24 protein-coding genes are annotated in these 24,361 nt (G+C 74.0%); 17 read left to right on the top strand and 7 right to left on the bottom strand.

Going from position 1 to position 24,361, the window contains the following annotated elements; genetic code table 11:
• The 6 genes from ACH4TP_RS27005 to ACH4TP_RS26980 all read left to right on the top strand — a co-directional run bounded on the left by ACH4TP_RS27005 (position 1) and on the right by ACH4TP_RS26980 (position 5,727).
• Positions 1 to 912 (top strand): segregation and condensation protein A, encoded by a 912-nt coding sequence (locus tag ACH4TP_RS27005; RefSeq protein WP_389228806.1) that lies wholly within the window; start codon positions 1 to 3, stop codon positions 910 to 912.
• A complete protein-coding gene (gene scpB / locus ACH4TP_RS27000) occupies positions 909 to 1,511 on the top strand; it encodes an SMC-Scp complex subunit ScpB (RefSeq protein ID WP_398439362.1) in 603 nt (200 codons plus the stop codon). The genes ACH4TP_RS27005 and scpB overlap by 4 nt, the downstream gene beginning before the upstream one ends.
• Positions 1,511 to 2,722 (top strand): pseudouridine synthase, encoded by a 1,212-nt coding sequence (locus ACH4TP_RS26995; RefSeq protein WP_389228800.1) that lies wholly within the window; start codon positions 1,511 to 1,513, stop codon positions 2,720 to 2,722. Before scpB ends, ACH4TP_RS26995 begins: the two co-directional genes overlap by 1 nt.
• 217 nt (positions 2,723 to 2,939) lie before the next feature.
• On the top strand, positions 2,940 to 3,965 hold the full coding sequence (locus ACH4TP_RS26990; RefSeq protein WP_398439360.1) for an AAA family ATPase: 1,026 nt from the start codon (positions 2,940 to 2,942) through the stop codon (positions 3,963 to 3,965).
• Entirely contained in the window at positions 3,962 to 4,699 is a 738-nt protein-coding gene (locus ACH4TP_RS26985; RefSeq protein WP_389228794.1) for an NUDIX domain-containing protein, read from the top strand. Before ACH4TP_RS26990 ends, ACH4TP_RS26985 begins: the two co-directional genes overlap by 4 nt.
• The gene (locus tag ACH4TP_RS26980; RefSeq protein ID WP_398439359.1) at positions 4,696 to 5,727 is read left to right on the top strand and encodes an ADP-ribosylglycohydrolase family protein; all 1,032 of its coding nucleotides are present in this window, start codon (positions 4,696 to 4,698) and stop codon (positions 5,725 to 5,727) included. Before ACH4TP_RS26985 ends, ACH4TP_RS26980 begins: the two co-directional genes overlap by 4 nt.
• Positions 5,728 to 5,731: 4 nt before the next feature.
• On the opposite strand, the gene ACH4TP_RS26975 is transcribed toward ACH4TP_RS26980, so the two are convergent.
• Entirely contained in the window at positions 5,732 to 6,421 is a 690-nt protein-coding gene (locus ACH4TP_RS26975) for a DNA polymerase beta superfamily protein (protein ID WP_398439358.1), read from the bottom strand.
• 297 nt (positions 6,422 to 6,718) lie between these two features.
• Between ACH4TP_RS26975 and ACH4TP_RS26970 the strand changes: the two genes are divergently transcribed.
• From ACH4TP_RS26970 to der, 6 genes are all read left to right on the top strand, one after another.
• Positions 6,719 to 7,144, top strand: coding sequence for a YidB family protein (locus ACH4TP_RS26970; protein ID WP_398439357.1), 426 nt, complete (start codon positions 6,719 to 6,721; stop codon positions 7,142 to 7,144).
• A gap of 118 nt (positions 7,145 to 7,262) precedes the next feature.
• Positions 7,263 to 7,625, top strand: coding sequence for a chorismate mutase (gene aroH, locus ACH4TP_RS26965; protein WP_389228784.1), 363 nt, complete (start codon positions 7,263 to 7,265; stop codon positions 7,623 to 7,625).
• The gene (locus ACH4TP_RS26960) at positions 7,622 to 8,710 is read left to right on the top strand and encodes a prephenate dehydrogenase (protein WP_398439356.1); all 1,089 of its coding nucleotides are present in this window, start codon (positions 7,622 to 7,624) and stop codon (positions 8,708 to 8,710) included. The genes aroH and ACH4TP_RS26960 overlap by 4 nt, the downstream gene beginning before the upstream one ends.
• A gap of 545 nt (positions 8,711 to 9,255) precedes the next feature.
• Positions 9,256 to 9,921, top strand: coding sequence for a (d)CMP kinase (cmk, locus tag ACH4TP_RS26955; protein ID WP_389228889.1), 666 nt, complete (start codon positions 9,256 to 9,258; stop codon positions 9,919 to 9,921).
• Positions 9,876 to 10,562, top strand: coding sequence for a lysophospholipid acyltransferase family protein (locus ACH4TP_RS26950; protein ID WP_389228779.1), 687 nt, complete (start codon positions 9,876 to 9,878; stop codon positions 10,560 to 10,562). The genes cmk and ACH4TP_RS26950 overlap by 46 nt, the downstream gene beginning before the upstream one ends.
• Positions 10,563 to 10,639: 77 nt before the next feature.
• Entirely contained in the window at positions 10,640 to 12,088 is a 1,449-nt protein-coding gene (gene der / locus ACH4TP_RS26945) for a ribosome biogenesis GTPase Der (RefSeq protein WP_389228776.1), read from the top strand.
• A 73-nt stretch (positions 12,089 to 12,161) separates the two neighbouring features.
• Here der and ACH4TP_RS26940 read toward each other — a convergent pair whose 3' ends face one another.
• Together ACH4TP_RS26940 and ACH4TP_RS26935 are read right to left on the bottom strand one after the other, a co-directional pair.
• Complete coding sequence (locus ACH4TP_RS26940) at positions 12,162 to 12,419, bottom strand: hypothetical protein (RefSeq protein WP_398186057.1); 258 nt, start codon at positions 12,417 to 12,419, stop codon at positions 12,162 to 12,164.
• Positions 12,420 to 12,616: 197 nt separating this feature from the next.
• Positions 12,617 to 13,399, bottom strand: a complete 783-nt coding sequence (locus ACH4TP_RS26935; RefSeq protein ID WP_389228770.1) for a hypothetical protein — start codon at positions 13,397 to 13,399, stop codon at positions 12,617 to 12,619.
• Between the two features lie 216 nt (positions 13,400 to 13,615).
• On the opposite strand from ACH4TP_RS26935, the gene ACH4TP_RS26930 reads away from it, so the two are divergent.
• A complete protein-coding gene (locus tag ACH4TP_RS26930) occupies positions 13,616 to 14,293 on the top strand; it encodes a transglycosylase family protein (protein WP_398439354.1) in 678 nt (225 codons plus the stop codon).
• A gap of 4 nt (positions 14,294 to 14,297) precedes the next feature.
• Here ACH4TP_RS26930 and ACH4TP_RS26925 read toward each other — a convergent pair whose 3' ends face one another.
• Genes ACH4TP_RS26925 through ACH4TP_RS26915 form a run of 3 tightly spaced genes read right to left on the bottom strand, consistent with a single transcriptional unit; the run spans position 14,298 to position 18,117 of the window.
• Positions 14,298 to 14,957: an ATP-binding cassette domain-containing protein gene (locus ACH4TP_RS26925; protein WP_398439353.1), complete on the bottom strand. Its 660-nt coding sequence runs from the start codon at positions 14,955 to 14,957 to the stop codon at positions 14,298 to 14,300.
• Entirely contained in the window at positions 14,954 to 17,731 is a 2,778-nt protein-coding gene (locus ACH4TP_RS26920) for an ATP-binding cassette domain-containing protein (RefSeq protein WP_398439351.1), read from the bottom strand. Before ACH4TP_RS26920 ends, ACH4TP_RS26925 begins: the two co-directional genes overlap by 4 nt.
• Entirely contained in the window at positions 17,719 to 18,117 is a 399-nt protein-coding gene (locus ACH4TP_RS26915) for a hypothetical protein (RefSeq protein ID WP_398186070.1), read from the bottom strand. The genes ACH4TP_RS26920 and ACH4TP_RS26915 overlap by 13 nt, the downstream gene beginning before the upstream one ends.
• Before the next feature lie 116 nt (positions 18,118 to 18,233).
• Between ACH4TP_RS26915 and ACH4TP_RS26910 the strand changes: the two genes are divergently transcribed.
• The 4 genes from ACH4TP_RS26910 (at position 18,234) to ACH4TP_RS26895 (ending at position 22,453) form a co-directional block, all read left to right on the top strand.
• Complete coding sequence (locus ACH4TP_RS26910) at positions 18,234 to 18,752, top strand: hypothetical protein (RefSeq protein WP_398186073.1); 519 nt, start codon at positions 18,234 to 18,236, stop codon at positions 18,750 to 18,752.
• Positions 18,730 to 20,022 (top strand): ABC transporter substrate-binding protein, encoded by a 1,293-nt coding sequence (locus tag ACH4TP_RS26905; protein ID WP_398439350.1) that lies wholly within the window; start codon positions 18,730 to 18,732, stop codon positions 20,020 to 20,022. Before ACH4TP_RS26910 ends, ACH4TP_RS26905 begins: the two co-directional genes overlap by 23 nt.
• Before the next feature lie 74 nt (positions 20,023 to 20,096).
• Positions 20,097 to 21,371, top strand: a complete 1,275-nt coding sequence (locus ACH4TP_RS26900) for a glycosyltransferase family 4 protein (RefSeq protein ID WP_398186076.1) — start codon at positions 20,097 to 20,099, stop codon at positions 21,369 to 21,371.
• 113 nt (positions 21,372 to 21,484) lie between these two features.
• On the top strand, positions 21,485 to 22,453 hold the full coding sequence (locus tag ACH4TP_RS26895) for a helix-turn-helix transcriptional regulator (RefSeq protein WP_398186079.1): 969 nt from the start codon (positions 21,485 to 21,487) through the stop codon (positions 22,451 to 22,453).
• Here the strand turns inward: ACH4TP_RS26895 and ctaD are convergent.
• On the bottom strand, positions 22,410 to 24,104 hold the full coding sequence (gene ctaD / locus ACH4TP_RS26890; protein ID WP_398439349.1) for a cytochrome c oxidase subunit I: 1,695 nt from the start codon (positions 24,102 to 24,104) through the stop codon (positions 22,410 to 22,412). The two genes, ACH4TP_RS26895 and ctaD, sit on opposite strands and share 44 nt — an antisense overlap.
• Positions 24,105 to 24,361 lie beyond the last annotated feature (257 nt).

The raw sequence follows: 24,361 nt of genomic DNA, 5'->3' as shown, positions 1-24,361 counted from the left end.
ATGCACCACGCTCCTGACGAAACGTCCCGCCCGCCGGGCCGCCGCCCCCTGGGCCGCGGCCCGGGCGAGACGGCGGAGCCGGTGCCCCCGGAGCAGCCGCCCGCTCCCGGCGGGGACGGACGGTTCACCGTGCGGCTGTCCAACTTCGAGGGGCCCTTCGACCTGCTCCTCCAGCTGATCACCAAGCACAAGCTGGACGTCACCGAGGTCGCCCTCTCCCGGGTCACCGACGAGTTCATGGCGCACCTGCGGGCCCTCGGGCCCGACGGGGACCTCGACCAGACCACCGAGTTCCTCGTCGTCGCCGCCACCCTGCTCGACCTCAAGACCGCCCGGCTGCTCCCCGTCGCCGAGGTGGAGGACGAGGCCGACCTCGCCCTCCTGGAGGCCCGCGACCTGCTCTTCGCCCGGCTCCTCCAGTACCGCGCGTACAAGCGGATCGCGGAGATCCTCGAAGAGCGCTGGGAGGCCGAGAGCCACCGCCACCCCCGTACGGTCGGACTCGAACCGCACCACGCCGAGCTGCTCCCCGAGGTCGTCATCTCCATCGGCGCCGAGGGCCTCGCGAAGCTCGCCGCCAAGGCCATGCGACCCAGGGCCGAGCCCCAGGTGTACGTCGACCACATCCACGCCCCGCTCGTCAGCGTCCGGGACCAGGCCGCCGTGGTCGTCGCGCTGCTCCGCGAGCGCGGGACGGCCGTCTTCCGGGAGCTGATCGAGGACGCCGGCGACACCCTCACCGTCGTCGCCCGCTTCCTCGCCCTCCTGGAGCTCTACCGGGAGAAGGCCGTCGCCCTCGACCAGGAGACCGCCCTCGCGGACCTCACGGTCTCCTGGACCGGCGGCGAGACGGACCCCTCCGGGGCCGTGACCGACGAATTCGACCAGGAGGCCAGGGAGGCCACCGCATGAGCGACCTCAAGCCCGCCCTCGAAGCCGTCCTCATGGTCGTCGACGAGCCCGCCACCGAGGCCCACCTCGCCAAGGTCCTGGAGCGCACCCCGGGCGAGGTGGCCGACGCCCTGCACGAGCTGGCCGAGGAGTACACCTCCCAGGGCCGCGGCTTCGAGCTGCGCCGGGTGGCCGGGGGCTGGCGCTACTACACCCGCGCCGCCTTCGCCCCGGCCGTCGAGGCCTTCGTCCTGGAGGGGCAGCAGGCGCGGCTCACCCAGGCGGCCCTGGAGACCCTCGCGGTCGTCGCGTACCGCCAGCCGGTCAGCCGTTCCCGGGTCTCCGCGGTCCGCGGGGTCAACTGCGACGGCGTGATGAGGACCCTCCTCCAGCGGGGTCTGGTGGAGGAGGCGGGCGCGGAACCCGAAACAGGTGCGATCCTGTACAGGACGACGAACTACTTCCTGGAGCGGATGGGCCTGCGAGGCCTGGACGAACTCCCCGAGCTCGCCCCCTTCCTCTCCGAGGCCGAGGCGGTCGAGCCGGACTCGCTGGAAGGGGTCCCGTCGTTCGATCCGGATGTCCCGGATCGTGAGGACGACGACAAGACGGAAGTTTGATGCGAAGCAGCAGCGGCAGGAACAGCAGCGGAAACAACGGCGGGAGCCGTGGTGGCAACAGCGGCGGCCGCGGCAGCAGCGGCGGCGGCCGCGGTGGCAGCGGCTCCGGCGGCGGGCGCGGGAACTACCGCGGCGCCGGCAACAGCCGCGACGACCGCCAGGGCGGCGGCCGTCCCGGCCAGGGCGGCGGACGCCCGGGGCAGGGCGGCGGCCGGTCGGGCGGCAGCGCCTCCAACCCGCGCAAGGCGCGTCCGGAGGAGCGCACCTACGACGAGCGCTACAGCCCCTCGGACGCCCCGAGGCGCGGGCGCGGCGACGCCGCGCGCGGTGGCGCCAAGGGCGGCCCCCGGCAGTCCCCGCAGCGCGGCGGCGGCCGTACGGCGCCCGCCCGCTCGCGCGAGTACGACGCCCGTACGGAGGAGCGCAACCGGGAGCGGTACGCCGGCAAGCCCGAGATCAAGCTCCCCAAGACCTTCCCCGGCGCCGAGCAGGAGGGCGAGCGGCTGCAGAAGGTCCTCGCCCGCGCCGGCATGGGCTCGCGCCGCGCCTGCGAGGAGCTCATCGAGCAGGCCCGCGTCGAGGTCAACGGCGAGATCGTCCTCGAACAGGGCATGCGCGTCGACCCGGAGAAGGACGAGATCAAGGTGGACGGCCTGACCGTCGCCACCCAGTCGTACCTCTTCTTCGCGCTGAACAAGCCCTCCGGCGTCGTCTCCACCATGGAGGACCCGGACGGCCGCCAGTGCCTCGGCGACTACGTCACCAACCGCGAGACCCGGCTGTTCCACGTCGGCCGCCTCGACACGGAGACCGAGGGCATCATCCTGCTCACCAACCACGGCGAGCTGGCCCACCGCCTCACGCACCCGAAGTACGGCGTCAAGAAGACCTACCTGGCCGCCATCACCGGCCCGCTGCCCCGCGAGGTCGGCAGGCGCCTCAAGGACGGCATCCAGCTGGAGGACGGCTACGCGCGCGCCGACCACTTCCGCGTCGTCGAGCAGACCGGCAAGAACTACCTGGTCGAGGTCACCCTCCACGAGGGCCGCAAGCACATCGTCCGCCGGATGCTCGCCGAGGCGGGCTTCCCGGTCGAGAAGCTGGTCCGCACCGCCTTCGGCCCGATCGCCCTGGGCGACCAGAAGTCGGGCTGGCTGCGCCGCCTGACCAACACCGAGGTCGGCATGCTGATGAAGGAAGTCGGCATGTAGGGCCCCGTGCCCGCTCGACGAGGAAGCCCGTGACCGCCCGGCGGTCACGGGCTTCTCCGTGTCCGCCGGGCCTTGTGGGTGAGGGCCGACGCGCTTTATAGTCAAGGTGACTCTTAAAGAGATCGGAGGTGAGCCCCGCCATGCGCAGCCGGTGGACCTGGACCCACGGGGGTGGATCAGGTCACGAGACATGGCCGTCCATGGCGGGGGGCACCTCATGAAGCGCTACGGCCACGGCCTCGTCCCCGGCCGGTTCCATCCGCCGCACGCCGGCCACCACCACCTCGTCCGCACCGCCCGCGACCGCTGCGAGCGCCTCACCGTGCTCGTCCGCGCCTCCGCCGGGGACACCCTCCCCCTGGAGGACCGGGTCGCCTGGATGCGGGAGATCCACCCCGACGTCCTCGTCGTCGGCGGCGAGCGGTACGCCGGCCCCGAGCGGGTCGACGCCGTCTTCGTCCTGGAGCCGTACGGGGGCTTCACTCCGGAGTCGTACGGGGACTTCGCCCCCGATCCGTACGGGGACTTCGCCCCGGAGTCGTACGGGGACGAGCTCGGTCGCCGCCTCGGCGCCGCGACCGTCCACGTCGACCGGGTCCACCCCTTCACCGACACCGCCGTACGCGAGGACCCCGCCGCCTTCTGGGACTTCCTGGAGCCGCCGGTACGGGCCGCGCTCACCCGGCGCGTCGTCCTCCTCGGCGCCGAGTCCACCGGCACCACCACCATGGCCCGCGCCCTCACCGACCACTACCGGCGGCGCGGCGGCGTCTGGGCCCGCACCCGCTGCGTACCGGCGTACGAGGACGGACCCGGCGCGCCCGGGCCCGCCCTCCGCTCCGCCGACTTCCCCGTCATCGCCCAGCGCCAGGCCGAACGGGAGGAGGAGGCCGCCCGGGACGGCTCGCCCGTCCTCTTCTGCGACACCGACGCCTTCGCCGCCACCATCCGGCACGAGCTCCACTTCGGCACCGCCAGCCCCGCCGTCGGCGAGATCGCCGCCCGCGGCCGCCAGCACCTCTGGCTGCTAACCGACCACCGGGGCATCGACCGCGCGGACGACCCGGACCGGCTGCGGCCCTGGATGACCGCACGCCTCCTCACCCAGCTCGCCCACACCGGCCGCCGCACCGCCGTCCTCACCGGCCCCCACGAGGAGCGGCTCGCGGCCGCCGTCGCCGCCGTCGACGCGCTGCTCGCCGAGGGCATGCACCTCACCGAACCCCAGCCGGAGCGCCGATGACCGTCCACCGGGCCCCCGAGGGCTACGACCCGTACGCCTTCGAGCCGTTCGCCGTCACCGTCGACCTCGCCGTCCTCACGATCCGCGAGGAACGCCTCCACGTCCTGCTCGTCGAGCGCGGCCAGGAGCCGTACGCCGGATCCTGGGCCCTGCCCGGGGGATTCGTCCTGCCCCGCGAGTCCGCCGAGACCGCCGCCCGCCGCGAACTCGCCGAGGAGACCGGACTCTCCGGAACCACCGTCGACGGTCTCCACCTCGAACAGCTCCGCACCTACTCCGAACCGGACCGCGACCCGAGGATGCGGGTCGTCTCCGTCGCCTTCACCGCACTCGTCCCCGACCCGCCCGAGCCGCGCGGCGGCGGCGACGCGGCCCAGGCCCGGTGGATCCCGTACGGGACGCACGGCCGGCTCGCCTTCGACCACGACCGGATCCTCGCCGACGCCCACGAACGGGTCGGCGCCAAGCTGGAGTACACCTGCCTCGCGACCGCCTTCTGCCCGCCCGAGTTCACCCTCGGCGAGCTGCGGCAGGTCTACGAGACGGTCTGGGGCGTCGAACTCGACCGCCCCAACTTCCGGCGCAAGGTCCTCACCACGCCCGGCTTCGTCCAGGCCGTGGAAGGACCCCCGCGCCTCACCGGCGGACGGGGGAAACCGGCCGCTCTCTACCGGGCGGGCGAGGCCACCACCCTCCACCCGCCCCTCCTGCGACCGGAAGGACGCCCCGCATGAACCTCACCCGCACCGCCACCAAGCAGGCCGCGACCGGCTCCCTGATCGGGCTGGCGCTCGGGGACGCGCTGGGATTCCCGACCGAGTTCAACGACGTGCCGTCGATCCTCGCCAAGGTCGGCCCCTGGCGTGAGATGGCGCTGCCCGTCAGGAACGGCAAGGCGTACGTCACCGACGACACCCAGATGACCCTCGCCTTCGCCCGTGGCATCCGCACGGCGATGGACCGGGGCGTGCTCGCCCCGCTGCGGCTCGCGAGGCCCGTCCGCGACGAGTTCGTCGACTGGTACCACTCCCCGGAGAACAACCGCGCCCCCGGCAACACGTGCATGCGCGCCTGCAGGCTCCTCGACGGTGACCGGCTCTGGCAGGACGCCAGCCAGATCCACTCCAAGGGCTGCGGCGCCAACATGCGGGTCGCCCCCATCGGGCTCGTCCCCGGGCTCAGCGAGGAGCAGCGGGCGGGCGCCGCACAGCTCCAGTCGGGCCTGACCCATGGTCACCCCACCGCGCTCGCCGCCTCCGACCTCACCGCCCGCGCCGTGTACCTGCTCGCGCAGGGCGTGGACCCGACCGGGCTGGTCGGACAGCTGCGCTCGTACGCGTACGAGAACCGCTCCGTCTACCGCGAGCAGTGGCTCGGCGACCTGTGGACCCGCTCCCAGGACCCCAGCGCCCTGTCCTTCATCCAGCGAGGCTGGGACGAGTGCCTGGCCGTCCTGGAGCGCCTCGACGCGGTCCAGCGCACGGCCGACCCGGAGCTGGACCCCTGCGAGTACACCGGCGACGGCTGGATCGCCGAGGAGGCCCTCGCGACCGGGCTCCTCTGCTTCCTGCTCTTCCCCGACGAGCCGCTCACCGCCCTCCGCCGGGCCGCCTGCACCCGGGGGGACTCCGACTCGATCGCCGCCCTCGCGGGCGCCTTCGCCGGCGCGCACCTCGGCGCGGACGCCTGGCCGAAGGAGTGGGCGGAGCGCGTCGAGTACCGCAGCGACCTGCTGACCTTCGGCGCGCTGTGGGACGCGTGAGGCGCTAGAGCTCGGCCAGGGCCGAGGAGCGGCGGGCGCGGGTCAGGAAGTCCTGGATCCGGGGCTCGTCCGGGGCGGCGGGGAGGGGGGTCGTGTCGTGGGCGCGGTCCGCCTCCTCCTGGAGGCGGTTCATCCAGGACTCCACCTCGGCCCAGGGGACCTCGCCGCGCTTGACCGCGAGGAGGCGGTCGCGGTCCTCGCCGACGTCGATGCGGAGCTCGCCGGTGCGCAGCAGGTCGCGGCAGCTGGTCAGGAGCCGCAGCAGGTGCATGGCATGCTTCCAGCGCGGCTGCCCGTACTGGCGGACGTCCGCGTCCAGCTTGCGGCGCTGGCCGCCCGCGTACCGCACGAAGGTCTGGTGGGCCCGGCGGGACAGGAAGGCCCCGCGCAGCGAGACGAGCTCGCGGCCCCAGTCGTCGACGTGCTCGACGACGGGGGAGTGGAGGCACTCCAGGACGTTCGGGTTGTTGCGCAGGGCGAGCTCGCAGAAGCGTTCCAGCTCCCAGCTGAACTGCTCCGGGCGCGGTCCCTCCACATGCGCCGGAGGCTTGTCGAAGCGCCAGAAGAGCGGCGTCGGGGCGAGGTAGACGCCCCGTACGTCCGTGTCGCTGTCCTCGGTCGCCAGACCGAAGGCGCGCGAGCCCATCACGCAGGAGTAGATCGTGTGCTCGCGCACCAGCTCGTCCGGAGTCATGCCCGGCAGATTACGCCAGGGTGATCGTTTCTCCCGAGACGGTGATCCGCTCGGCCGGGAGGGGACGGGGAGCCGGTCCCGCCGCCGTCCGGGCCGCAGCCCGCCGTCGGGGCCGCTGCGGCCAGCAGGACGGTACGACGACGGGGGGCTGCGCTCGCGGTCATTCCGCCGGCTTCGCCACGAGGCCGCCCCGGAGCCCGTAACACGCCTGTCCGGGCCCGCCGTGTACCCCGAGTGGCGGAGCGCCCCGGTTCGGGTGACATTGGGCGTGTTCCGTACCGGACGAAAGGCAGGATCATGGCGGGTAACGACCTCGGCAGTCTCCTCGGGGGCCTCCTCGGCGGCGCCGGCGGACAGAGTGGCGGCGGCGCCGGCGGCATCCTCGGCTCCCTGCTCGGGGCCCTCACGGGAGGCCAGGGCGGCGGCAACGGCTCGAACCCGCTCGGCGGGCTCCTCGACATGCTCACCAAGGCCGGTCTGGCCGACCAGGCCCAGTCCTGGATCGGCACCGGCGAGAACCAGGCCGTCAGCGGCGCCCGGATCGCCGAGGCCCTCCCCGACGAGACCCTCCAGAAGGTCGCGGCGGAGGCCGGCGTCAGCCCGCAGGAGGCCGCCGACCAGATCGCGCACTCGCTGCCGCAGGTCGTCGACGGCCTGACCCCGAACGGCTCGCTGCCCCAGGGCGCCTCCCTGGAGGAGATCATCCGCGAGCAGCGGCTCTGACCCCGTTCCGGACGCCCGCCCTCCGTCTCGTTCCGTCTCGGAGGGCGGGCGTCGCGGCGCGCCGTCCCCGCCGCTGACTAGGCTGAACGGAGCACTGACGCAGGCGAAGGAGCACGACGTGGCGGTACGAGCGGTCCGAGGAGCCGTCCAGCTGGAGCGGGACGAGGCCGGACACATGCGCGAGCAGGTCGAGGAACTGCTGACCGCCGTCCTCGAACGCAACGGGCTCACCGCCGACGACCTCATCAGCATCTGGTTCACGGCCACGCCCGATCTCCACAGCGACTTCCCCGCCGCCGCGGCCCGGGAGATCGGCATCGTCGACGTCCCCCTGATCTGCGCGCAGGAACTCGACATCGAGGGTGCGATGCCGAGGGTCGTCCGGCTCCTCGCCCACGTCGAGACCGAACTGCCCAAGTCCCGGATCGCGCACGTCTACCTCGGCGCCGCGGCCGCCCTGCGCAAGGACATCGCCCAGTGAGAACAGCCCTCGTCATCGGAACCGGCCTCATCGGCACCTCCGCCGCCCTCGCGCTCGCGGGCCGCGGCGTGACCGTCCACCTGCGGGACCACGACCCGGCGCGCGCCCGCACGGCCGCCGCGCTCGGCGCGGGCACCGACGAGGCCCCCGAAGGCCCCGTGGACCTCGTCATCGTCGCCGTGCCCCCCGCGCACGTGGCCGCCACCCTCGCCGAGGCCATGAAGGCCGGCCTCGCCCGCGGCTACCTCGACGTGGCCAGCGTCAAGGGCGGACCGAAGCGCGAGCTGGAGGCCTTCGGCCTCGACCTCACCACGTACATCGGCACCCACCCCATGGCCGGCAAGGAGCGCTCGGGCCCCCTCGCCGGCACCGCCGACCTCTTCGAAGGCCGGCCGTGGGTCCTCACCCCGACCCGGGACACCGACACCGAGGTCCTCAACCTCGCCCTGGAGCTCGTCGCCCTCTGCCGGGCCGTCCCCGTCGTCATGGACGCCGACGCCCACGACCGGGCCGTCGCCCTGGTCTCCCACACCCCGCAGCTCGTCTCCTCGATGGTCGCCGCGCGCCTGGAGGAGGCCGAGGAGTCCGCCGTACGCCTCTGCGGGCAGGGCATCCGCGACGTCACCCGGATCGCGGCCTCCGACCCGCGCATGTGGCTCGAGATCCTCTCCGCCAACCCCGGGCCCGTCGCCGACGTCCTCGCCGGCGTCGCCGCCGACCTCGACGAGACCGTCCGCGCCCTGCGGTCCCTCCAGTCCGCCTCCGCCGACGAGCGCCGCGACGGCGCCACCGGAGTCGAGGACGTCCTCCGGCGCGGCAACGCCGGCCGCGCCCGCGTCCCCGGCAAGCACGGCGCCGCCCCCACGGTCTACGAGACCGTCGCCGTCCTCATCAGCGACCAGCCCGGCGAACTCGCCCGCATCTTCGCCGACGCGGGCCGGGCGGGGGTCAACATCGAGGACGTCCGCATCGAGCACGCCACCGGTCAGCAGGCCGGTCTCGTCCAACTGATGGTCGAACCCTCGGCCGCGGCAGCCCTCGGCACCTACCTCCAGGAACGCGGCTGGTCCCTCCGCACGCCCTGATGCCCGCCGCCGTTGTGGGCCGCGCCCCGCCTGTTGTGGACGCTGGTCCCGCCGGGGCTGTGCCCCCGCCGCCCCCGTTGTGGGCAATCGTTCCGCTGGGGCGAAGGGGGTCCCCCCTGCTCGAGCGAAGCCGAGAGCTTGGGGGAGGGTGGGCACAACGGACCCGCGCCCTGCCGGCGCCAGAGGCTTACGAGCCCGGACTCGCACCCCATGTGCACCGTCACGGGTGGTGCGGGTCCAGGCTCGGAACGCGGAGGCGCCGCTAAGGGCGCCGTCCCGTGTGCCCACCCGTCCCGCCCCAGCGGGACGATTGCCCACACGGGCGGGTGAGCGAAGCGCACCGCCCCGCGCGGGCGCGCGGCCCACACGGCGGTGGGCGGAGCGCCCCGCCCGGCAGGGCGCGCAGGGGCGCCGTCCCGCGTGGGTGGGGGCCCGTAGTGGGCGGGGCCGAGTGGGGGGTCGGGACTCGGTAACCTTGTGGGGGTCCCCGCATACCGCCGGGCCCTACCGCGCACCCCCAGGAAGGTGTTCCCACCGTGGAATCCGTGATCGTCGCCATCGACGGGCCCTCCGGCACGGGCAAGTCCAGCACCTCGAAGGCGGTCGCCGCCAAGCTGGGGCTGAGCTACCTCGACACCGGCGCCCAGTACCGGGCGATCACGTGGTGGATGATCAGCAACGGCGTGGACGTCACCGACGCCGAGGCCGTCGCGAACGCCGCGTCCAAGCCGGTCATCGTCTCCGGCACCGACCCGGCCCGGCCCACCATCACCGTCGACGGCGCCGACGCCTCCGGGCCGATCCGGACCGAGGAGGTCACCTCCAAGGTCAGCGCCGTCAGCGCCGTGCCCGAGGTGCGGAGCCTGATCACGGAGCTGCAGCGGTCCATCGCCCGCAGCGCCGAGATCGGCATCGTCGTCGAGGGCCGGGACATCGGCACCACCGTCCTGCCGGACGCCGACCTGAAGATCTTCCTGACGGCCTCGCCCGAGGCCCGTGCCGCCCGCCGCTCCGGCGAGCTCAAGGGCGCCGACGTGCACGCGACGAAGGAAGCCCTCATCAAGCGGGACGCGGCCGACTCCAGCCGCAAGACCTCCCCGCTCGCCAAGGCCGGCGACGCCGTCGAGGTCGACACCACCGAGCTCACCCTCGACCAGGTCATCGAGTGCGTCGTCACCCTCGTCGAGGAGAAGAGGGCGGGCGTCAAGTGACCCTGCCCTCCGCGAAGGGCGCCGCCGTCGGCCGTCGCATCGGCATCGGGCTGATGTACGGCTTCTGGAAACCGCGTGTCCTCGGCGCCTGGCGGGTGCCGGCCTCCGGCCCCGTCATCCTCGCCGTCAACCACGCGCACAACATCGACGGTCCCATGCTCATGGGCACCGCCCCGCGCCCCGTGCACTTCCTCATCAAGAAGGAGGCGTTCGTCGGCCCGCTCGGCAGCTTCCTGGAGGGCATCGGGCAGCTCAAGGTGGACCGGGAGAGCACCGACCGCCACGCGATAGGCAACGCGCTCGGCATCCTGGAGCAGGGCGGCGTCCTCGGGATCTTCCCCGAGGGCACCCGCGGCGACGGCGACTTCGCCTCGCTCCGCGCGGGCCTGGCGTACTTCGCCGTCCGCAGCGGCGCGCCGATCGTCCCGGTCGCCGTCCTGGGAAGCACCGAGCGCCGCGGACGGTTGGTCAAGGCACTGCCTCCGCTGCGCGGCCGCGTCGACGTCGTCTTCGGCGACGCCTTCGAGGCGGGGGACGGATCGGGCCGCCGCACCCGCAAGGCCCTCGACGAGGCCACCGTACGGATCCAGGGCCGGCTCACCGCCCACCTGGAAAACGCCAGGCGCCTCACCGGGCGCTGAGCGACACTCTCAGTAGTGGCCCCCACGGCTCCGGCCGCCCGGGACCACCGACCACGAATGATCAAGGAACGGACTTCATGAACGACCAGCACGACCACGGGGCACTTGGCGACGCCGAGTACGCGGAGTTCATGGAGCTCGCCGCGGAAGAGGGCTTCGACGTCGAGGACGTCGAGGGCGCGATCGAGGAGGCCGGCCACGGCCCGCTCCCCGTTCTCGCCGTCGTCGGCCGGCCGAACGTCGGCAAGTCGACCCTGGTGAACCGCATCATCGGCCGCCGCGAGGCCGTCGTCGAGGACAAGCCGGGCGTCACCCGCGACCGCGTCACGTACGAGGCCGAATGGGCCGGCCGCCGCTTCAAGGTCGTCGACACCGGCGGCTGGGAGCAGGACGTCCTCGGCATCGACGCCTCCGTCGCCGCCCAGGCCGAGTACGCCATCGAGGCCGCCGACGCCTGCCTCTTCGTCGTGGACGCCACCGTCGGCGCCACCGACACCGACGAGGCCGTCGTCAGGCTGCTCCGCCGCGCCGGGAAGCCGGTCGTCCTCGCCGCCAACAAGGTCGACGGCCAGTCCGGCGAGGCCGACGCGGCCATGCTCTGGTCCCTGGGCCTCGGCGAGCCGTTCCCCGTCTCCTCGCTGCACGGCCGCGGCACCGGCGACCTCCTCGACGAGGTCCTGAGGAAGCTGCCCGAGGCCCCCGAACAGCGCTTCGGCACCGCGGTGGGCGGCCCCCGCCGCATCGCCCTCATCGGCCGCCCGAACGTCGGCAAGTCCTCCCTGCTCAACAAGGTCGCGGGCGAGGACCGGGTCGTCGTCAACGAGCTGGCCGGCACCACCCGCGACCCGGTCGACGAGCTCATCGAGCTCGGCGGCGTGACGTGGAAGTTCGTCGACACCGCCGGCATCCGCAAGAAGGTCCACCTCCAGGCGGGCGCGGACTACTACGCCTCCCTGCGGACCGCCGCCGCCATCGAGAAGGCGGAGGTGGCCGTCATCCTCATCGACACCACCGACAACATCTCGGTCCAGGACCAGCGCATCATCACGATGGCGGTCGAGTCGGGCCGCGCCATCGTCATCGCCTACAACAAGTGGGACGAGCTCGACGAGGAGCGCCGCTACTACCTGGAGCGCGAGATCGAGACCGAGATGCAGCAGGTCTCCTGGGCGCCGCGGGTCAACGTCTCCGCCAAGACCGGCCGCCACATGGAGAAGCTGGTCCCGGCCATCGAGACCGCCCTCGCCGGCTGGGAGACCCGCGTCCCCACCGGCCGGCTCAACGCCTTCCTGGGCGAGATCGTCGCCGCCCACCCGCACCCGGTCCGCGGCGGCAAGCAGCCCCGCATCCTCTTCGGCACGCAGGCCGGCACCAAGCCGCCCCGCTTCGTGCTCTTCGCCTCCGGCTTCCTGGAGGCCGGCTACCGCCGCTTCATCGAGCGCCGGCTGCGCGAGGAGTTCGGCTTCGAGGGCACCCCGCTGCACCTCTCGGTGCGGGTCCGCGAGAAGCGCGGCCGCAAGAAGTAGGACCCTTTCCGGTACGGCGGAGGGCCGGGACTCGATCGAGTCCCGGCCCTCCGCCGTACCGCGCCGTCCGCGCCTAGAGACCCCTGCGGGGGCCCGGGGGCAGCGCTGCCTGGGGGTGCGGATGCTGCTGCGCCGGGTACGCCGCCGCGGGCCGGTGCCCCTGCCCGTACAGGCCCGTGCTCAGGACCGTGCCGAAGGCCCGGAAGCCCAGCTCCTCCTCGCCGCTGCGGTCGCCCGGCAGCGTGCGGAACGACCTGCGGTACTCCGAGTACAGGGCGTCGAAGATCGGCGTGGGCGAAGGGCCCGCCGAGGCGTCCTGCGCGGGGCGCATCGGAGGGATCTGGTTCGGATACGGCTGGAGGAACGGGTCGTATGGGTGCACGTAGGTGCCAACGACACCGCCGCCCGTCGGATGCGGGCGGCTCTCCGAAAGGGGAGCGCCCCGGGGGCGCGGCACGGTCGGAACACCCCGTCCCGCCCCCGCCCCGGGGACGCGCGCCCACCCTATGCCGGGCCGGCGGTCCTCCATCAGGTGCCGGCCAGCGGCATCGCGGCGGCCACCAGACGGCCGTTCGCGGCGGCCTTCTCCAGGGCGTCGCGCAGCAGGTCCTCGCGCGGCTGCTGGCCGATCGAGCCCACCGGGGCGGCGAAGACCAGGACCGTGTGCGACTTGTTGGCCGCCGCCCGCCAGCCCTCGGTGACCTGGAGCGGCTGGTGCGCCTGCCACCAGGCGGCCTGGCCGGCACCGCCCGGCCCCGGCTGGAGCACGGAGTGCAGCTGGCCCATGGCGACCAGGACCGACCAGCCCGGCAGCGCCGTCGGCGTCTCGTCGAGGCTCATGACCGGCTGGAAGCCCTGCTCGGCCAGGAGCGGCAGGAACTCGTCGGTGAGCCCGTCCGAGCCCGGACGGGCCACCGGGGCGGTCGGCTCCACGACGAGCGCCGGGTGCAGCTCGCCCTGGATCAGGACGAGCCCGCTGGTCACCCCGAGCACGGCCTGCTCGGGGTGGGAGGCGGAGAGCGCGTCGGCCGCGTCGGAGGCCGTGATGGAGGCGACGGCGCCCTGGAGCTGCTCCTCGGCCACCCGGACGACCTGCGAGGGGATGCAGCTGGCGTGGGCGAACGCGAGGACCGCGGTCTCCTCGCCGACGAACAGCACCGTGCTGGTGCGCTCCTGCTCGGAGTCCCCCGGCGTGCGGCAGGAGGTGCAGTCGTAGCTGCCCGGGGCGTTGTCGCCGGCGAGCAGCCGGTCCGCTTCTTCGTCGCCGATCTCGGCGCGTACGTCCTCGCTGACGTCGAGCATGCGCGGCACGGGGGCTCCCTGGACTCGGTACGGGGGGACGCCGGGCCGTTCCCGGGCGCCTCATGCCGAGTTCAACGGGTCAGCCTCGGCCGGGGTCACGCGTGGAAGCGAGGCAAGTTGCCCGTGGCGTGTGCGAGGGGGCGCGTGACTCCGACCGGGTGGGGTGTGAACAGTGTTCCGCGCGGCACGGGCCGGGGGCGCCGGGGCGCTGCCTAGCCTTCCCCGATGTCGAAGATCCGATTTTGGACAGCCGGTTCCCTCGTGGCGGCGTCCGTGGCCGCGCTCCTGTCCCTGGCCCCGGCGTCCGCCCAGGCCAGGGACGCGTCTCCCGGACCGGGGGACGCGCCCGCCGCCTCGGACGTCGTCCGGGAGGCGGCCGCCGGGGCCCGGGAAGAGGCCTCCGCCGCGCTCCAGGACGTGTCGGACGCGCTCAGGGAGGCCGCCGCCTCCGCGTCCCCGGCCGCCGCCGTGCCCTCGTACGCCTGCGCGAAGGACCAGTGGCCGTGGGGGTGCGTCGCCGAGTGCGAGAGCAGCGGACGCTGGAACGCGAACACCGGGAACGGCTTCTACGGCGGACTCCAGTTCTGGCACCCCACCTGGGTCGAGCACGGCGGCCTGAAGTACGCCCGGCGCGCCGACCTGGCGACCCGGCAGCGGCAGATCACCGTCGCCGAGGAGGTGCTGCGCACCCAGGGCTGGGGGGCCTGGCCCGTCTGCTCCAAGCAGTACGGCCTGTCCGGGCGCGTCCACACCGTCCAGGCCGGCGACACGCTCGGCTCGATCGCCCGCCGCTTCGCGGTCAAGGGCGGCTGGCAGGCGCTGTACGCGGCGAACCGGAGCCTGATCGGGTCCGACCCGAACCGGATCATCGTCGGCACCATGCTGCGGATCGCCCCGCTCTGAGGGGTCAGCGGTACTCGGCCGGCTCGCCGCTCGACGCGCGGGAGCCGCGCCGCAGTTCGTGCACGAGCGAGCCGGGCGGCAGCCCGTCCGGTACGCGCTGCTCGGCCAGGACCACGGCCGCCCCGCGCTCCACGGCGAGCGCCGCGAGCATCCGGTACGTACGAGCCGCGACCGGCGGGGCCATGCCGAGCGACGGCTCGTCGACCAGCACCACGCGCGCGCGTGGCGCCAGGAACGCGCGGGACACCGCCAGCATCCGGCGCTCCCCGCCGGACAGCGTTCCGGCGGTCCTGGGCAGGAGAGGGACGAGCTCGGGGTACGGGGCGGTGGCGTCGGGTGCGGTGGCTCCGGGCGCGGCGAGCGCGAGGTTCTCCGCGACGGTGAGGCCCGCGTACACCGCCCGCAGATCCGGTACGAAGCACAGCCCGCGGCGCGCCCGCGCGTGCGCCGGCAGACGGGTCACGTCGGCCCCGCGCCACTCCACCCGGCCCGCCGACAGGCCCACCGTGCCGGCGAGGGCGCGCAGGGCGGTCGTCCGGCCCGCGCCGTTGCGTCCCAGGAGGACGGTCACCGTCCCGGCCGGCACGGGCAGGTCGAGGCCGTGCAGGGCCTCCAGGGGACCGTAGCGGACCCGGGCGGCGCGCAGGGCCATCTCGACGCTCACGACAGGATCCGGCCCCCCTCCATGATGTGCACCGTGTGCGCGATCCCGGCGACGAGGTCCGGGTCGTGCTCGACGACGAGGACGGTCAGGCCGTCCGCCGCGAGGGCCGCCAGGATCCGGGCGAGCGCGGCCGTCTCGGCGGCGTCCAGCCCGGCGGCCGGCTCGTCGAGGAGCAGCGTGTGCGGCCGCCCGGCCAGCGCGCGGGCCAGCTCGACCCGGCGCAGCGTCCCCGTGGGCAGGTCCGCCGCCGGCCGGTGCCGTACGGGCCCGGCGAGCCCCAGCAGCCGCAGGCTCCGCTCCACGGCGGCCGGGTCCCGCCGTCCGCCGCTCCGCTCCGCGCCGAGGCGGACGTTCTCCTCGACGGTGAGCGACGGGAAGACGGCGAGCCGCTGGAACGTCCGGGCGACGCCGAGACGGGCCCGGGCGTGGGCCGGACGCGCGGTGACGTCGGCACCGTCGAGTGTGATCCGCCCCTGCCCGCGGCGGGGCCTCAGCGTCCCGGCCAGGCAGTCGAAGAGCGTGCTCTTGCCCGCGCCGTTGGGACCGACGAGGGCGGTGACGCGGGCGGGAGCGAGGCCGAGCGTCACGTGGGAGAGCGCGGTGACCCCTCCGGGGTAGGTGAGGGTGAGGTCGTGGACGTGCAGCCCCGTGCGGGGGCCCGCGCGGGGCGTGGGGCCGTTGCCGGGCGCGGCGCCGTGGGGGCGCGCCCGGCCTTCGGGCGGACTGGGGTTCCCACGAGCCCCGCCCGTGCGGGTGGTTGGACGGGGTGCGGGTTTTCCCGTGGGGGGTGCCGCGCCGTCGGCGGGCGGCCCGCCGTGGGGGTGGGCCCGGCCTTCGGCTGGATTGGGGTTCCCACCCGCACCGGCCGTGCGGGTGGGAGGGCGGGGTGCCGGTCTTCCCGTGGGGGGCTCGGCGCCGTCGGCGGGCGGCCCGCCGGGGGAGGACGTCCGACCTCCGGCCGGGCCGGGTTCGGGGCGCGGGGTGGGGGAGCCCCCGGCTCCCATGGGTGCCCGTCGGGCCGGGGGCAGCAGGTTCGCCAGTGGGGGGATTCGGCCGGTCAGGGTGGCGAGGAGGCCGATCAGGGCGGCGGCCGTGCCGGCGTGGGGGCCCGCGTCGAGGGTGGTGAGGAGGGCGGCGGCGGCCAGGGGGGTGAGGAGGCTGTCGGCGCCGAGGACGAGGACGGCGGCGAACCAGAGGAGGCCGCGGACAGGGTCGTACTGCTCGGGGTCGAAGGCGCGCAGGCCCATGCCGAGGAGGCCGCCGCCGAGGGCGGCCAGGGCCGAGCCCAGGACGAAGGCGAGGAGCTTGAGGCGGGGGACGGGGACGCCCGCCGCCTCGGCGCCCGGCTCGTGGTCCCGCAGGGCGGCGAGGGCGCGGCCCGTGCGGCCCCGGCGGAGGGCCGCCACGAGGGCCAGGCAGCCGGCCAGGACGAGCAGCTCCAGGGCGTAGTAGGCGCGGTCGTCGGAGAAGCCCGCAGGGCGGCCGAGCGTCAGGCCCGCCGTCGCGTACGGCTGGGTGAGGACGAAGCGGCTCACCGCGACCCCGACGGCGAGGGTCGCCAGGGCGAGGGCCAGGCCGTGCCGGCGGATCGCGGGCCGGCCCGTCACCAGGCCCGTGACCGCCACCATCGGCACCGCCAGGGCCAGCGCGACCAGGGCCGGGACCCCCGCCGTCGCCAGGGCCGCCGTGAGCAGGGCGCCGAGCCCCGCGTACGCCGCCTGGCCCAGCGCGATCTGGCCGCCCCGGCCCGCCACCACGACCAGGGACAGGAGGATCACGGCGAGCGCGGGCACCTGGACCGCCGTGTGCAGGTCGGAGCCCGCGAGGCCCAGGGGGAGCAGGAGCAGGACGCCGACCACCAGCCACAGGGCGGGCGGGACACGGGCGGCGCGCGTCGGCGGTGGCAGGGCGTCGCGGCCCTTGCCGCCGACGCCCGGCAGGACGAGCGCCGCCACCAGCAGCGCCACCACGAACAGGTTCGCCCCGACGGCCTGGAGCAGCGGTCCCGCCCAGCCCTCCGGGTGCAGCCGGGTCAGCTGGGCCTGGGCCACGCCGATCGCCAGCGCCGCCCCGACCGCCACCGGCAGCGACCGCATCCGGGCGATCACCGCGACCGCGATCACCTCCACCACGAGCAGCGGCATCCCGTACGGGTCGAGCCGTACGTACGGGGCGAGCAGCACCCCCGTGAGCCCGGCCGTGAACGAGCCGAACGCCCAGCCAGCCGCCGCGACCCGGTCCGCGTCGATCCCCGCCAGGACGGCGAGCGGCCGGTTGTCCACCACCGCCCGCAGCTCCCGGCCGAACCGCGTCCACCGGGTCACCGCCCCCACCAGGCAGGCCAGCGCCACCACCGCCGCGAGCTGCGCCCACGGGTCGTCACCGAGCAGCACGGGCGCGTCGTCCCGCGCCCCCGGCCCCCACAGCAGCACCGCCCCGCCCACCAGGAGGACGAAGACGCCGATCGTCGCCACCAGGGTCTGCGCCGGGTTCGAGCCGCGCAGCGCCAGGGGGCGGAAGACGCCGCGGTCGAGGGCCAGGCCGATGCCCGGGGCGACGAGGAGGAGGGTGACCAGGGCGCCCAGGGGCAGCGGCCAGCCCCAGCCGACCACCAGCTGGCGGAGCACGTACGCGCAGACCATGGCGACCGCGCCGTGCGCCAGGTTCAGGACCCCCGTCGCCCGGTAGGTGACGACAAGGCCGATGCCGGTGAGCGCGGCGGCGCTGCCGACCGCGAGGCCGGCGAGCGTCAGTTCGTACGTCAGGGAGGCCACGGCTCACACACCGGGCAGGGGGCGAGCTCCGCGTCCCCCGCCGCCACGGCCTCCGGCTTGCCCGCCACCAGCGGGCAGTCCGGGCGGTGCGCGAGGGTGCCGCCCGGGACCCTCAGGAGGGGGCCGTCCGAGGACGGCGGGGGAGTCTCCTCCGGTTCGGCGGGCCGCGGCTCCGGAGGGCGTACGGGGAGCAGCGCCGCCGCCGCGGCCAGGACCGCGCCCGCCACGATCAGCGCCGCCCCCGGCACCGTGCACGAGGCCAGATAGGGCAGCTGGCGCTCCGAGAAGCGCTCGCCGGAGATCCCGTACCAGCCGAGCGCGCAGAGCACCGCGCCCCCGGCGGCCGCCGCGAGACCGCTCCACAGCAGGATCCGGGACGTCGGCACGCGGGCCTCCCTCGTCTCCTCCCCTTGCCGGGTCTTTCCTTGCACTATGCCCTGATCCGTCCCACCCTGGAAACACCAGCCGCTCCGGACTGGAGGGACACCCGGTGGTGAGCCAGATGGATGTCGCACGACGCGGTGGACGCTCCCGTCTCGCGGTTCTCGGGGCCGTCGCCGTCCTCGCCCTGGCGCCCGCCCTCACGAGCTGCTCGAACGACAACGGCGGGAAGAGCGGCGGCACCGTCTCCCCCTCCTCGTCCTCGTCCTCGCCGGCCTCCGCCCCCGCCGATCCGGTGGCCGCCAAGGCCCGGATCACCAAGAACTGGACGGCGTTCTTCGACCCGAAGACGCCCCTCGCCGAGAAGGTGAAGCTCCTGGAGAACGGGGAGCAGATGCGCCCGGTGCTCGCCGCCTTCGCCGGCGACAAGAACGCGGCCATGACCGCCGCGAAGGTCACCGGCATCGAGTTCACCTCGGCCACCGGCGCGAACGTCACCTACGACCTGCTGGTCGGCGGGTCCCCGGCCCTGCCCGGGGCGAAGGGCACCTCCGTCCTCCAGAACGACACCTGGAAGGTCTCCGTGAAGACCCTGTGCGGCCTGGTCGAGCTGAGCGGTGTCACCGTCCCGGGCTGCTGAGACGGCCGCGGCGCTGCTCCTGGCCCTGCTGCTCGCGCTCCTCGCGGGCTGCGGCAGCCGGCTCCCGGAGAGCGCCTTCGAGACGCGGCCCACCGCCAACCCCTCCGGCGGTGAGCCGCTCCGCGTCGGCATCATCACCAGCACCACCAGCCCGGTCGGCGGCGAGGCCTTCACCGGCCCGCGCGACGGAGCCCGCGCCTGGTTCGACGCCCTCAACGCGCGCGGCGGCCTCGGCGGACGCCGGATCGAGGTCGAGACCTGCGACGACGGCGGCAGCGGCGTCGGCAACAACGCATGCGTGCACCGGCTGATCGACGAGCGCGGCGTCTTCGCCCTCGTCGCCACCACCGCCCTCGACTACGCGGGCGCGCCCCTCGTCGCGAAGGCCGGGGTCCCCGACATCGGCGGCCAGCCCCTCACCCCCGCCTACGACACCTATCCGCACCTCTACGGCATCTACGGCAGCTCCGCCCCGCGCACCGGCCGCGCACCCGGCTGGGGCGGCACGCTCTACGGCGGCACCGAGGTCTACCGCTGGTTCCGCGACGAGCTGGGCGCGCGGACCGCCGCCGTCGTCTCCTACAACCAGGCCGCCTCCGCCGCCTACGCCCGGCTGGTCGCCCGCGGACTGCGCGCCGAGGGCTACCGCGTCGTCGACGAGCAGGTCGACTTCGCCCTGCCCGACTTCCGCGCCGTCGCCGCCGATCTGCGGGCCGAACACGTCGACCTCCTCTTCGACGCGATGGACACCCACGGCAACGTGCGCCTGTGCGAGGCGATGGAGGCGCTCGGGGTCCGGGTCGCCGCGAAGGTCACCAACGTGCAGAACTGGTCCTCGGCCGTCCCCCGCGACTACGCCCGGGCCCCAGGCTGCCGGGCCTCGCTGTGGGTGACGGGCTCCAGCCGGAACTACCAGGACACCGGACAGCCGGCGGTCCGCGCGTTCCGTACGGCGATGGGCGACCGGCCCCTGTCCCAATGGCAGCTGGAGGGGTGGGCGGCGGCGATGTGGTTCACCGACGCGGCCCGCTCCTGCCTGGCCAGGGGCGCGCTCACCCGGGGCTGCGTCGAGGAGTTCATGAACCGTCCGGAGCCGTACACCGCGCAAGGGCTGCTCCTTCCCGTACGGTTCGAGCACCTGGCCCGGCCGCCCGCGACCCGGAACACCTGTCTGTCCGTGGCCCGTTGGCAGGACGGGCGGGGCTGGGTGAGCCAGGGCGACATGACGGAGAACTGCGCGACCGTACCCCAGCTCGGCTACCGCCCGTGAGCGGCGCCCCCGCCCCGGCAGTACAGTCGGGCACCGACCGACTGACTGACTGACCGGGGGGAACCGGCGGCGCGATGCGTATCTCTTTTCTGCTCCACAACGGCTATCACTACGGCGGGACGATCCGGACCACGTTCACCCTCGCCGAGGAACTGGCGGAACGGCACGAGGTCGAGATCGTCTCGGTGTTCCGCCACCGGGACCGTCCGATCCTCGGCCTGCCGGCGGGGGTGACCCTGCGTCACCTCGTCGACCTGCGCAAGGACAGCCCCGGATACGACGGCGACCACCCCGACTTCCACCGGCCCGCCGAGGTCTTCCCGCGCGGCGACGGCCGCTGGAAGCAGTACAGCGCGCTCACCGACGCCCGGATCGGGGAGCACCTGCGCGGTGTGGAGGCCGACGTCCTCGTCGCCACCCGCCCCGGACTCAACGTGCAGCTCGCCCGGCAGGCCCGGCGGGGGCCGGTCCTCGTCGGCCAGGAACACCTGATCCTCGACGGCCACAGCTACCGGCTGCGCCGCGACATCGGCCACGAGTACGCGCTCCTCGACGCCGTCACCACGGTCACCGAGGCCGACGCCCGCGCCTACCGGAAGCTCCGCCTGCCCGGCGTGCGCATCGAGTCCGTGCCCAACAGCGTGCCCGCGCCCTCCGTGCCGCCCGCCGACCCCGCCTCCCGGACCGTCGTCGCGGCGGGCCGGCTCACCCGCGTCAAGCGGTACGACCTGCTGATCGACGCCTTCGCGTCCGTGGCCGCCGACCATCCCGACTGGAAGCTGCGGATCTACGGCTCCGGCGACGCCGTCCAGGACCTCAAGGGCCCGCTGACCCGGCAGATCCAGCAGCTCGGGCTCGGCGAGCAGGTCTTCCTCATGGGGAGCGTCACCCCCATGGAACCGGAATGGGCCAAGGGCTCGATCGCCGCGGTCACCTCGCAGCGGGAGTCCTTCGGCATGACCATCGTCGAGGCGATGCGGTGCGGACTGCCCGTCGTCTCCACCGACTGCCCCCACGGGCCGCGCGAGATCATCGAGGACGGGGTCGACGGACGGCTCGTCCCGGTCGACGACGTGGCCGCCGTCGCGGCCGCCCTCCGCGAACTCGTCGAGGACGACGAACTCCGCGCCAAGACCGGCCGTGCCGCGCTCACCGCCTCCGAACGCTTCGACCCCGCGCGGATCGCCGCGCGCCACGAGGCCCTCTGGGCGGAACTCGTCGCACGGGGCGCGGGGCGGCGGACGCACTCGCCGGGGCGGGTCCGGCTGCACCGGGGGGTGGGGCGCCTCATCGACGCGGTCTACGCGCAGAAGGCCCGGGCGGGGCGGCTGGTCCGCCGCCTCCGCTGACGGGGTCCCTCACGCGAGGGACATCTCCCGTCGCGCCACCACCCGTTCGGGGCGAACCACGCCCGCGCGGGGCGGTGTGCTCCGCCCCGAACGGGCGGTGGGAGACTCGGGGCATGTTGGAGACGTCCGCGCGGCTGTTGCGGCTGCTGTCGTTGCTTCAGGCGCACCGGGAGTGGTCCGGTGCCGATCTCGCCGAGAGGCTCGGGGTGACGGCGCGGACGGTGCGGCGGGATGTGGACCGGCTGCGGGAGCTGGGGTACCCGGTGCACGCGAGTCCGGGGACGGGCGGCGGGTATCAGCTCGGGGCCGGGGCGGAGCTGCCGCCGCTGCTGCTGGACGACGAGGAGGCCGTCGCGGTGGCGGTGGGGCTGCGGTCGGCCGCCGGGCAGGGAGTCGAGGGGATCGGGGAGAGCTCCGTACGGGCGCTGGCGAAGCTGGAGCAGGTGCTGCCGGGAAGGCTGCGGCGGCGGATCGGGGCGCTGAACGCCTTCACGGTGCCCCTGCTGCGCACCCCGAGGGAGCGGGTCGACCCGGCGGTCCTGACGGAGCTGGCCAACGCCTGCCGGGACAGCGAGCGGCTCCGCTTCGAGTACCGCGACCACGGCGGGACGGTGAGCCGCAGGGTCGTCGAGCCGCACCGGCTGGTCTGTACGGAGCGGCGCTGGTATCTCGTCGCCTGGGACCTGGACCGGGGCGACTGGCGTACGTTCCGGGTCGACCGGCTGGAGCCGACCCCGCCGCACGGTCCCCGCTTCCCGCCCCGCGAGCCGCCCGCCGAGGACCTGGCCGCCTATGTGGCGAGGGGGGTGTCCGGCGCGGCCTACGCGACGGAGGCGACGGTCCGGCTCTTCGCGCCGCTCGCGGAGGCGGCCGCGGTCGTCGGCCCGCTGGACGGGGTCCTGACGGCGGACGGCGAGGACGCCTGTCTGCTGCGGACGGGGGCGTCCGGTCTGGACGTGATGGTGTTCCACGTCATGTTCATGGGCTTCGACTTCGAGGTGGTCGATCCGCCGGAGTTCGGGGAGGCGGTGCGGACGCTCAGGGACCGTCTGTCCCGGGCCCTCGACCGGTCGGAGGGCTGATCCGCATCCGCTCGTGCTCGGCGAACTCGGGGTGGTGGAGGTCGAAGGCGGGCGCCTCGGAGCGGATCCGGGGCACGGAGGCGAAGTTGTGCCGGGGCGGCGGGCAGGAGGTGGCCCACTCCAGGGAGCGCCCGAAGCCCCAGGGGTCGTCGACGTCGACCTTCTCCGCGTACCGCCAGGTCCGCCAGACGTTGTAGAGGAACGGCAGGGTGGAGGCGCCCAGGAGGAAGGCGCCGATGCTGGAGACCGTGTTGAGCGCCGTGAAGCCGTCGGCGGACAGGTAGTCGGCGTACCGCCGGGGCATGCCTTCCGCGCCGAGCCAGTGCTGCACCAGGAAGGTGGTGTGGAAGCCGATGAAGAGGGTCCAGAAGTGGATCTTCCCGAGCCGTTCGTCGAGCATCCGGCCGGTGAACTTGGGCCACCAGAAGTAGAAGCCCGCGAAGGTGGCGAAGACGACCGTCCCGAAGACCGTGTAGTGGAAGTGGGCGACCACGAAGTACGAGTCGGTGACGTGGAAGTCCATCGGCGGCGAGGCGAGGATGACGCCGGTGAGCCCCCCGAAGAGGAAGGACACCAGGAAGCCGACGGACCAGAGCATCGGGGTCTCGAAGGAGAGCGAGCCCCGCAGCATCGTCCCGGTCCAGTTGAAGAACTTCACCCCGGTGGGCACGGCGATGAGGAACGAGAGCATCGAGAAGAAGGGGAGGAGCACCGCGCCGGTCGCGAACATGTGGTGGGCCCAGACCACCACCGACAGGCCCGTGATCGTCATGGTGGCGCCGATCAGCGTCGTGTAGCCGAAGATCGGCTTGCGGGCGAAGACCGGGATGATCTCGGTGATGATCCCGAAGAACGGCAGCGCGATGATGTAGACCTCGGGGTGGCCGAAGAACCAGAAGAGGTGCTGCCAGAGCAGCGCCCCGCCGTTCTCGGGCTGGAAGACCACGGAGCCGAGGCGCCGGTCGGCCTCCAGGACGAGCAGCGCCGCCGCGAGGACGGGGAAGGCGGCGAGCACCAGGACCGTGGTGAAGAGGACGTTCCAGGTGAAGATCGGCATCCGGAACATGGTCATGCCGGGTGCCCTCATGCCGACGATGGTGGCGAGGAAGTTCACCGAGGTGAGGATCGTGCCGAAGCCGGAGAGCGCGAGGCCCATGATCCACAGGTCGACGCCGGTGCCCGGTGACCGCTCCAGGCTGTTGAGCGGGGCGTAGGCGGTCCAGCCGAAGGCGGCGGGTCCCGTGGGGGTGAAGAGGGAGCCGAGCACCATCAGGCCGCCGAAGAGGAACAGCCAGTACGAGAACATGTTCAGCCGCGGGAAGGCGACGTCGGGCGAGCCGATCTGCAGCGGCACCAGCTCGTTCGCGAAGCCGGCGAAGGTGGGCGTGGCGAAGAGCAGCAGCATGATCGTGCCGTGCAGGGTGAAGGCCTGGTTGAACTCCTGGTTCGTGACGAGCTGGAGCCCGGGGCGGGCCAGCTCGGCCCGCATCAGCATCGCCATGAGCCCGGCGAGCAGGAAGAAGACGAACGAAGTGGCCAGATAGAGATGGCCGATTTTCTTGTGGTCGGTCGTGGTGAGCCAGTCGATCAGGATGCGGCCGTGCCGTGGCCGGGCCGATTCGGCGGCCGCGGTCGCTGTCCCGTTGCCCATCGCTGCCTCCGCCTCGCCGTCCTCCCGGCTCCGCGTCTCCGGGCGTTGGGACAGCGTAAGCATTGTGTAAGGAAAGAGTGTGTGACCCGGGTGCGCGTCGCGGAGGCAATTCGGGACGGGCTCGCGGGAAGCGCGGAATTGAAGGCCCCTTGACCATCCTTCCGGACCCTTCGTGCGAACTGCCGGGCGCCGTTCCGAATTACTGGAGAAATAGTCGGAAACCCGGCCCGCGACGGGCGGCGGGCGGTCCGAACATA

Origin of the sequence: Streptomyces sp. NPDC021012 (genome assembly GCF_044333355.1) — a bacterium.
Taxonomy (GTDB): Bacteria; Actinomycetota; Actinomycetes; order Streptomycetales; family Streptomycetaceae; genus Streptomyces.
Note: the sequence above shows the minus strand (reverse complement) of the source record. Positions and strands in the feature narration are given on the sequence as shown.

Excerpts from the sequence above, each read along its gene's own strand:
- ACH4TP_RS27005 (WP_389228806.1), top strand. The coding sequence starts at position 1 with ATGCACCACGCTCCTGACGAAACGTCCCGCCCGCCGGGCCGCCGCCCC.
- scpB (WP_398439362.1), top strand. The coding sequence starts at position 909 with ATGAGCGACCTCAAGCCCGCCCTCGAAGCCGTCCTCATGGTCGTCGAC.
- ACH4TP_RS26995 (WP_389228800.1), top strand. The coding sequence starts at position 1,511 with ATGCGAAGCAGCAGCGGCAGGAACAGCAGCGGAAACAACGGCGGGAGC.
- ACH4TP_RS26990 (WP_398439360.1), top strand. The coding sequence starts at position 2,940 with ATGAAGCGCTACGGCCACGGCCTCGTCCCCGGCCGGTTCCATCCGCCG.
- ACH4TP_RS26985 (WP_389228794.1), top strand. The coding sequence starts at position 3,962 with ATGACCGTCCACCGGGCCCCCGAGGGCTACGACCCGTACGCCTTCGAG.
- ACH4TP_RS26980 (WP_398439359.1), top strand. The coding sequence starts at position 4,696 with ATGAACCTCACCCGCACCGCCACCAAGCAGGCCGCGACCGGCTCCCTG.
- ACH4TP_RS26975 (WP_398439358.1), bottom strand. The coding sequence starts at position 6,421 with ATGACTCCGGACGAGCTGGTGCGCGAGCACACGATCTACTCCTGCGTG.
- ACH4TP_RS26970 (WP_398439357.1), top strand. The coding sequence starts at position 6,719 with ATGGCGGGTAACGACCTCGGCAGTCTCCTCGGGGGCCTCCTCGGCGGC.
- der (WP_389228776.1), top strand. The coding sequence starts at position 10,640 with ATGAACGACCAGCACGACCACGGGGCACTTGGCGACGCCGAGTACGCG.
- ACH4TP_RS26940 (WP_398186057.1), bottom strand. The coding sequence starts at position 12,419 with ATGCGCCCCGCGCAGGACGCCTCGGCGGGCCCTTCGCCCACGCCGATC.
- ACH4TP_RS26930 (WP_398439354.1), top strand. The coding sequence starts at position 13,616 with ATGTCGAAGATCCGATTTTGGACAGCCGGTTCCCTCGTGGCGGCGTCC.
- ACH4TP_RS26910 (WP_398186073.1), top strand. The coding sequence starts at position 18,234 with ATGGATGTCGCACGACGCGGTGGACGCTCCCGTCTCGCGGTTCTCGGG.
- ACH4TP_RS26900 (WP_398186076.1), top strand. The coding sequence starts at position 20,097 with ATGCGTATCTCTTTTCTGCTCCACAACGGCTATCACTACGGCGGGACG.
- ACH4TP_RS26895 (WP_398186079.1), top strand. The coding sequence starts at position 21,485 with ATGTTGGAGACGTCCGCGCGGCTGTTGCGGCTGCTGTCGTTGCTTCAG.
- ctaD (WP_398439349.1), bottom strand. The coding sequence starts at position 24,104 with ATGGGCAACGGGACAGCGACCGCGGCCGCCGAATCGGCCCGGCCACGG.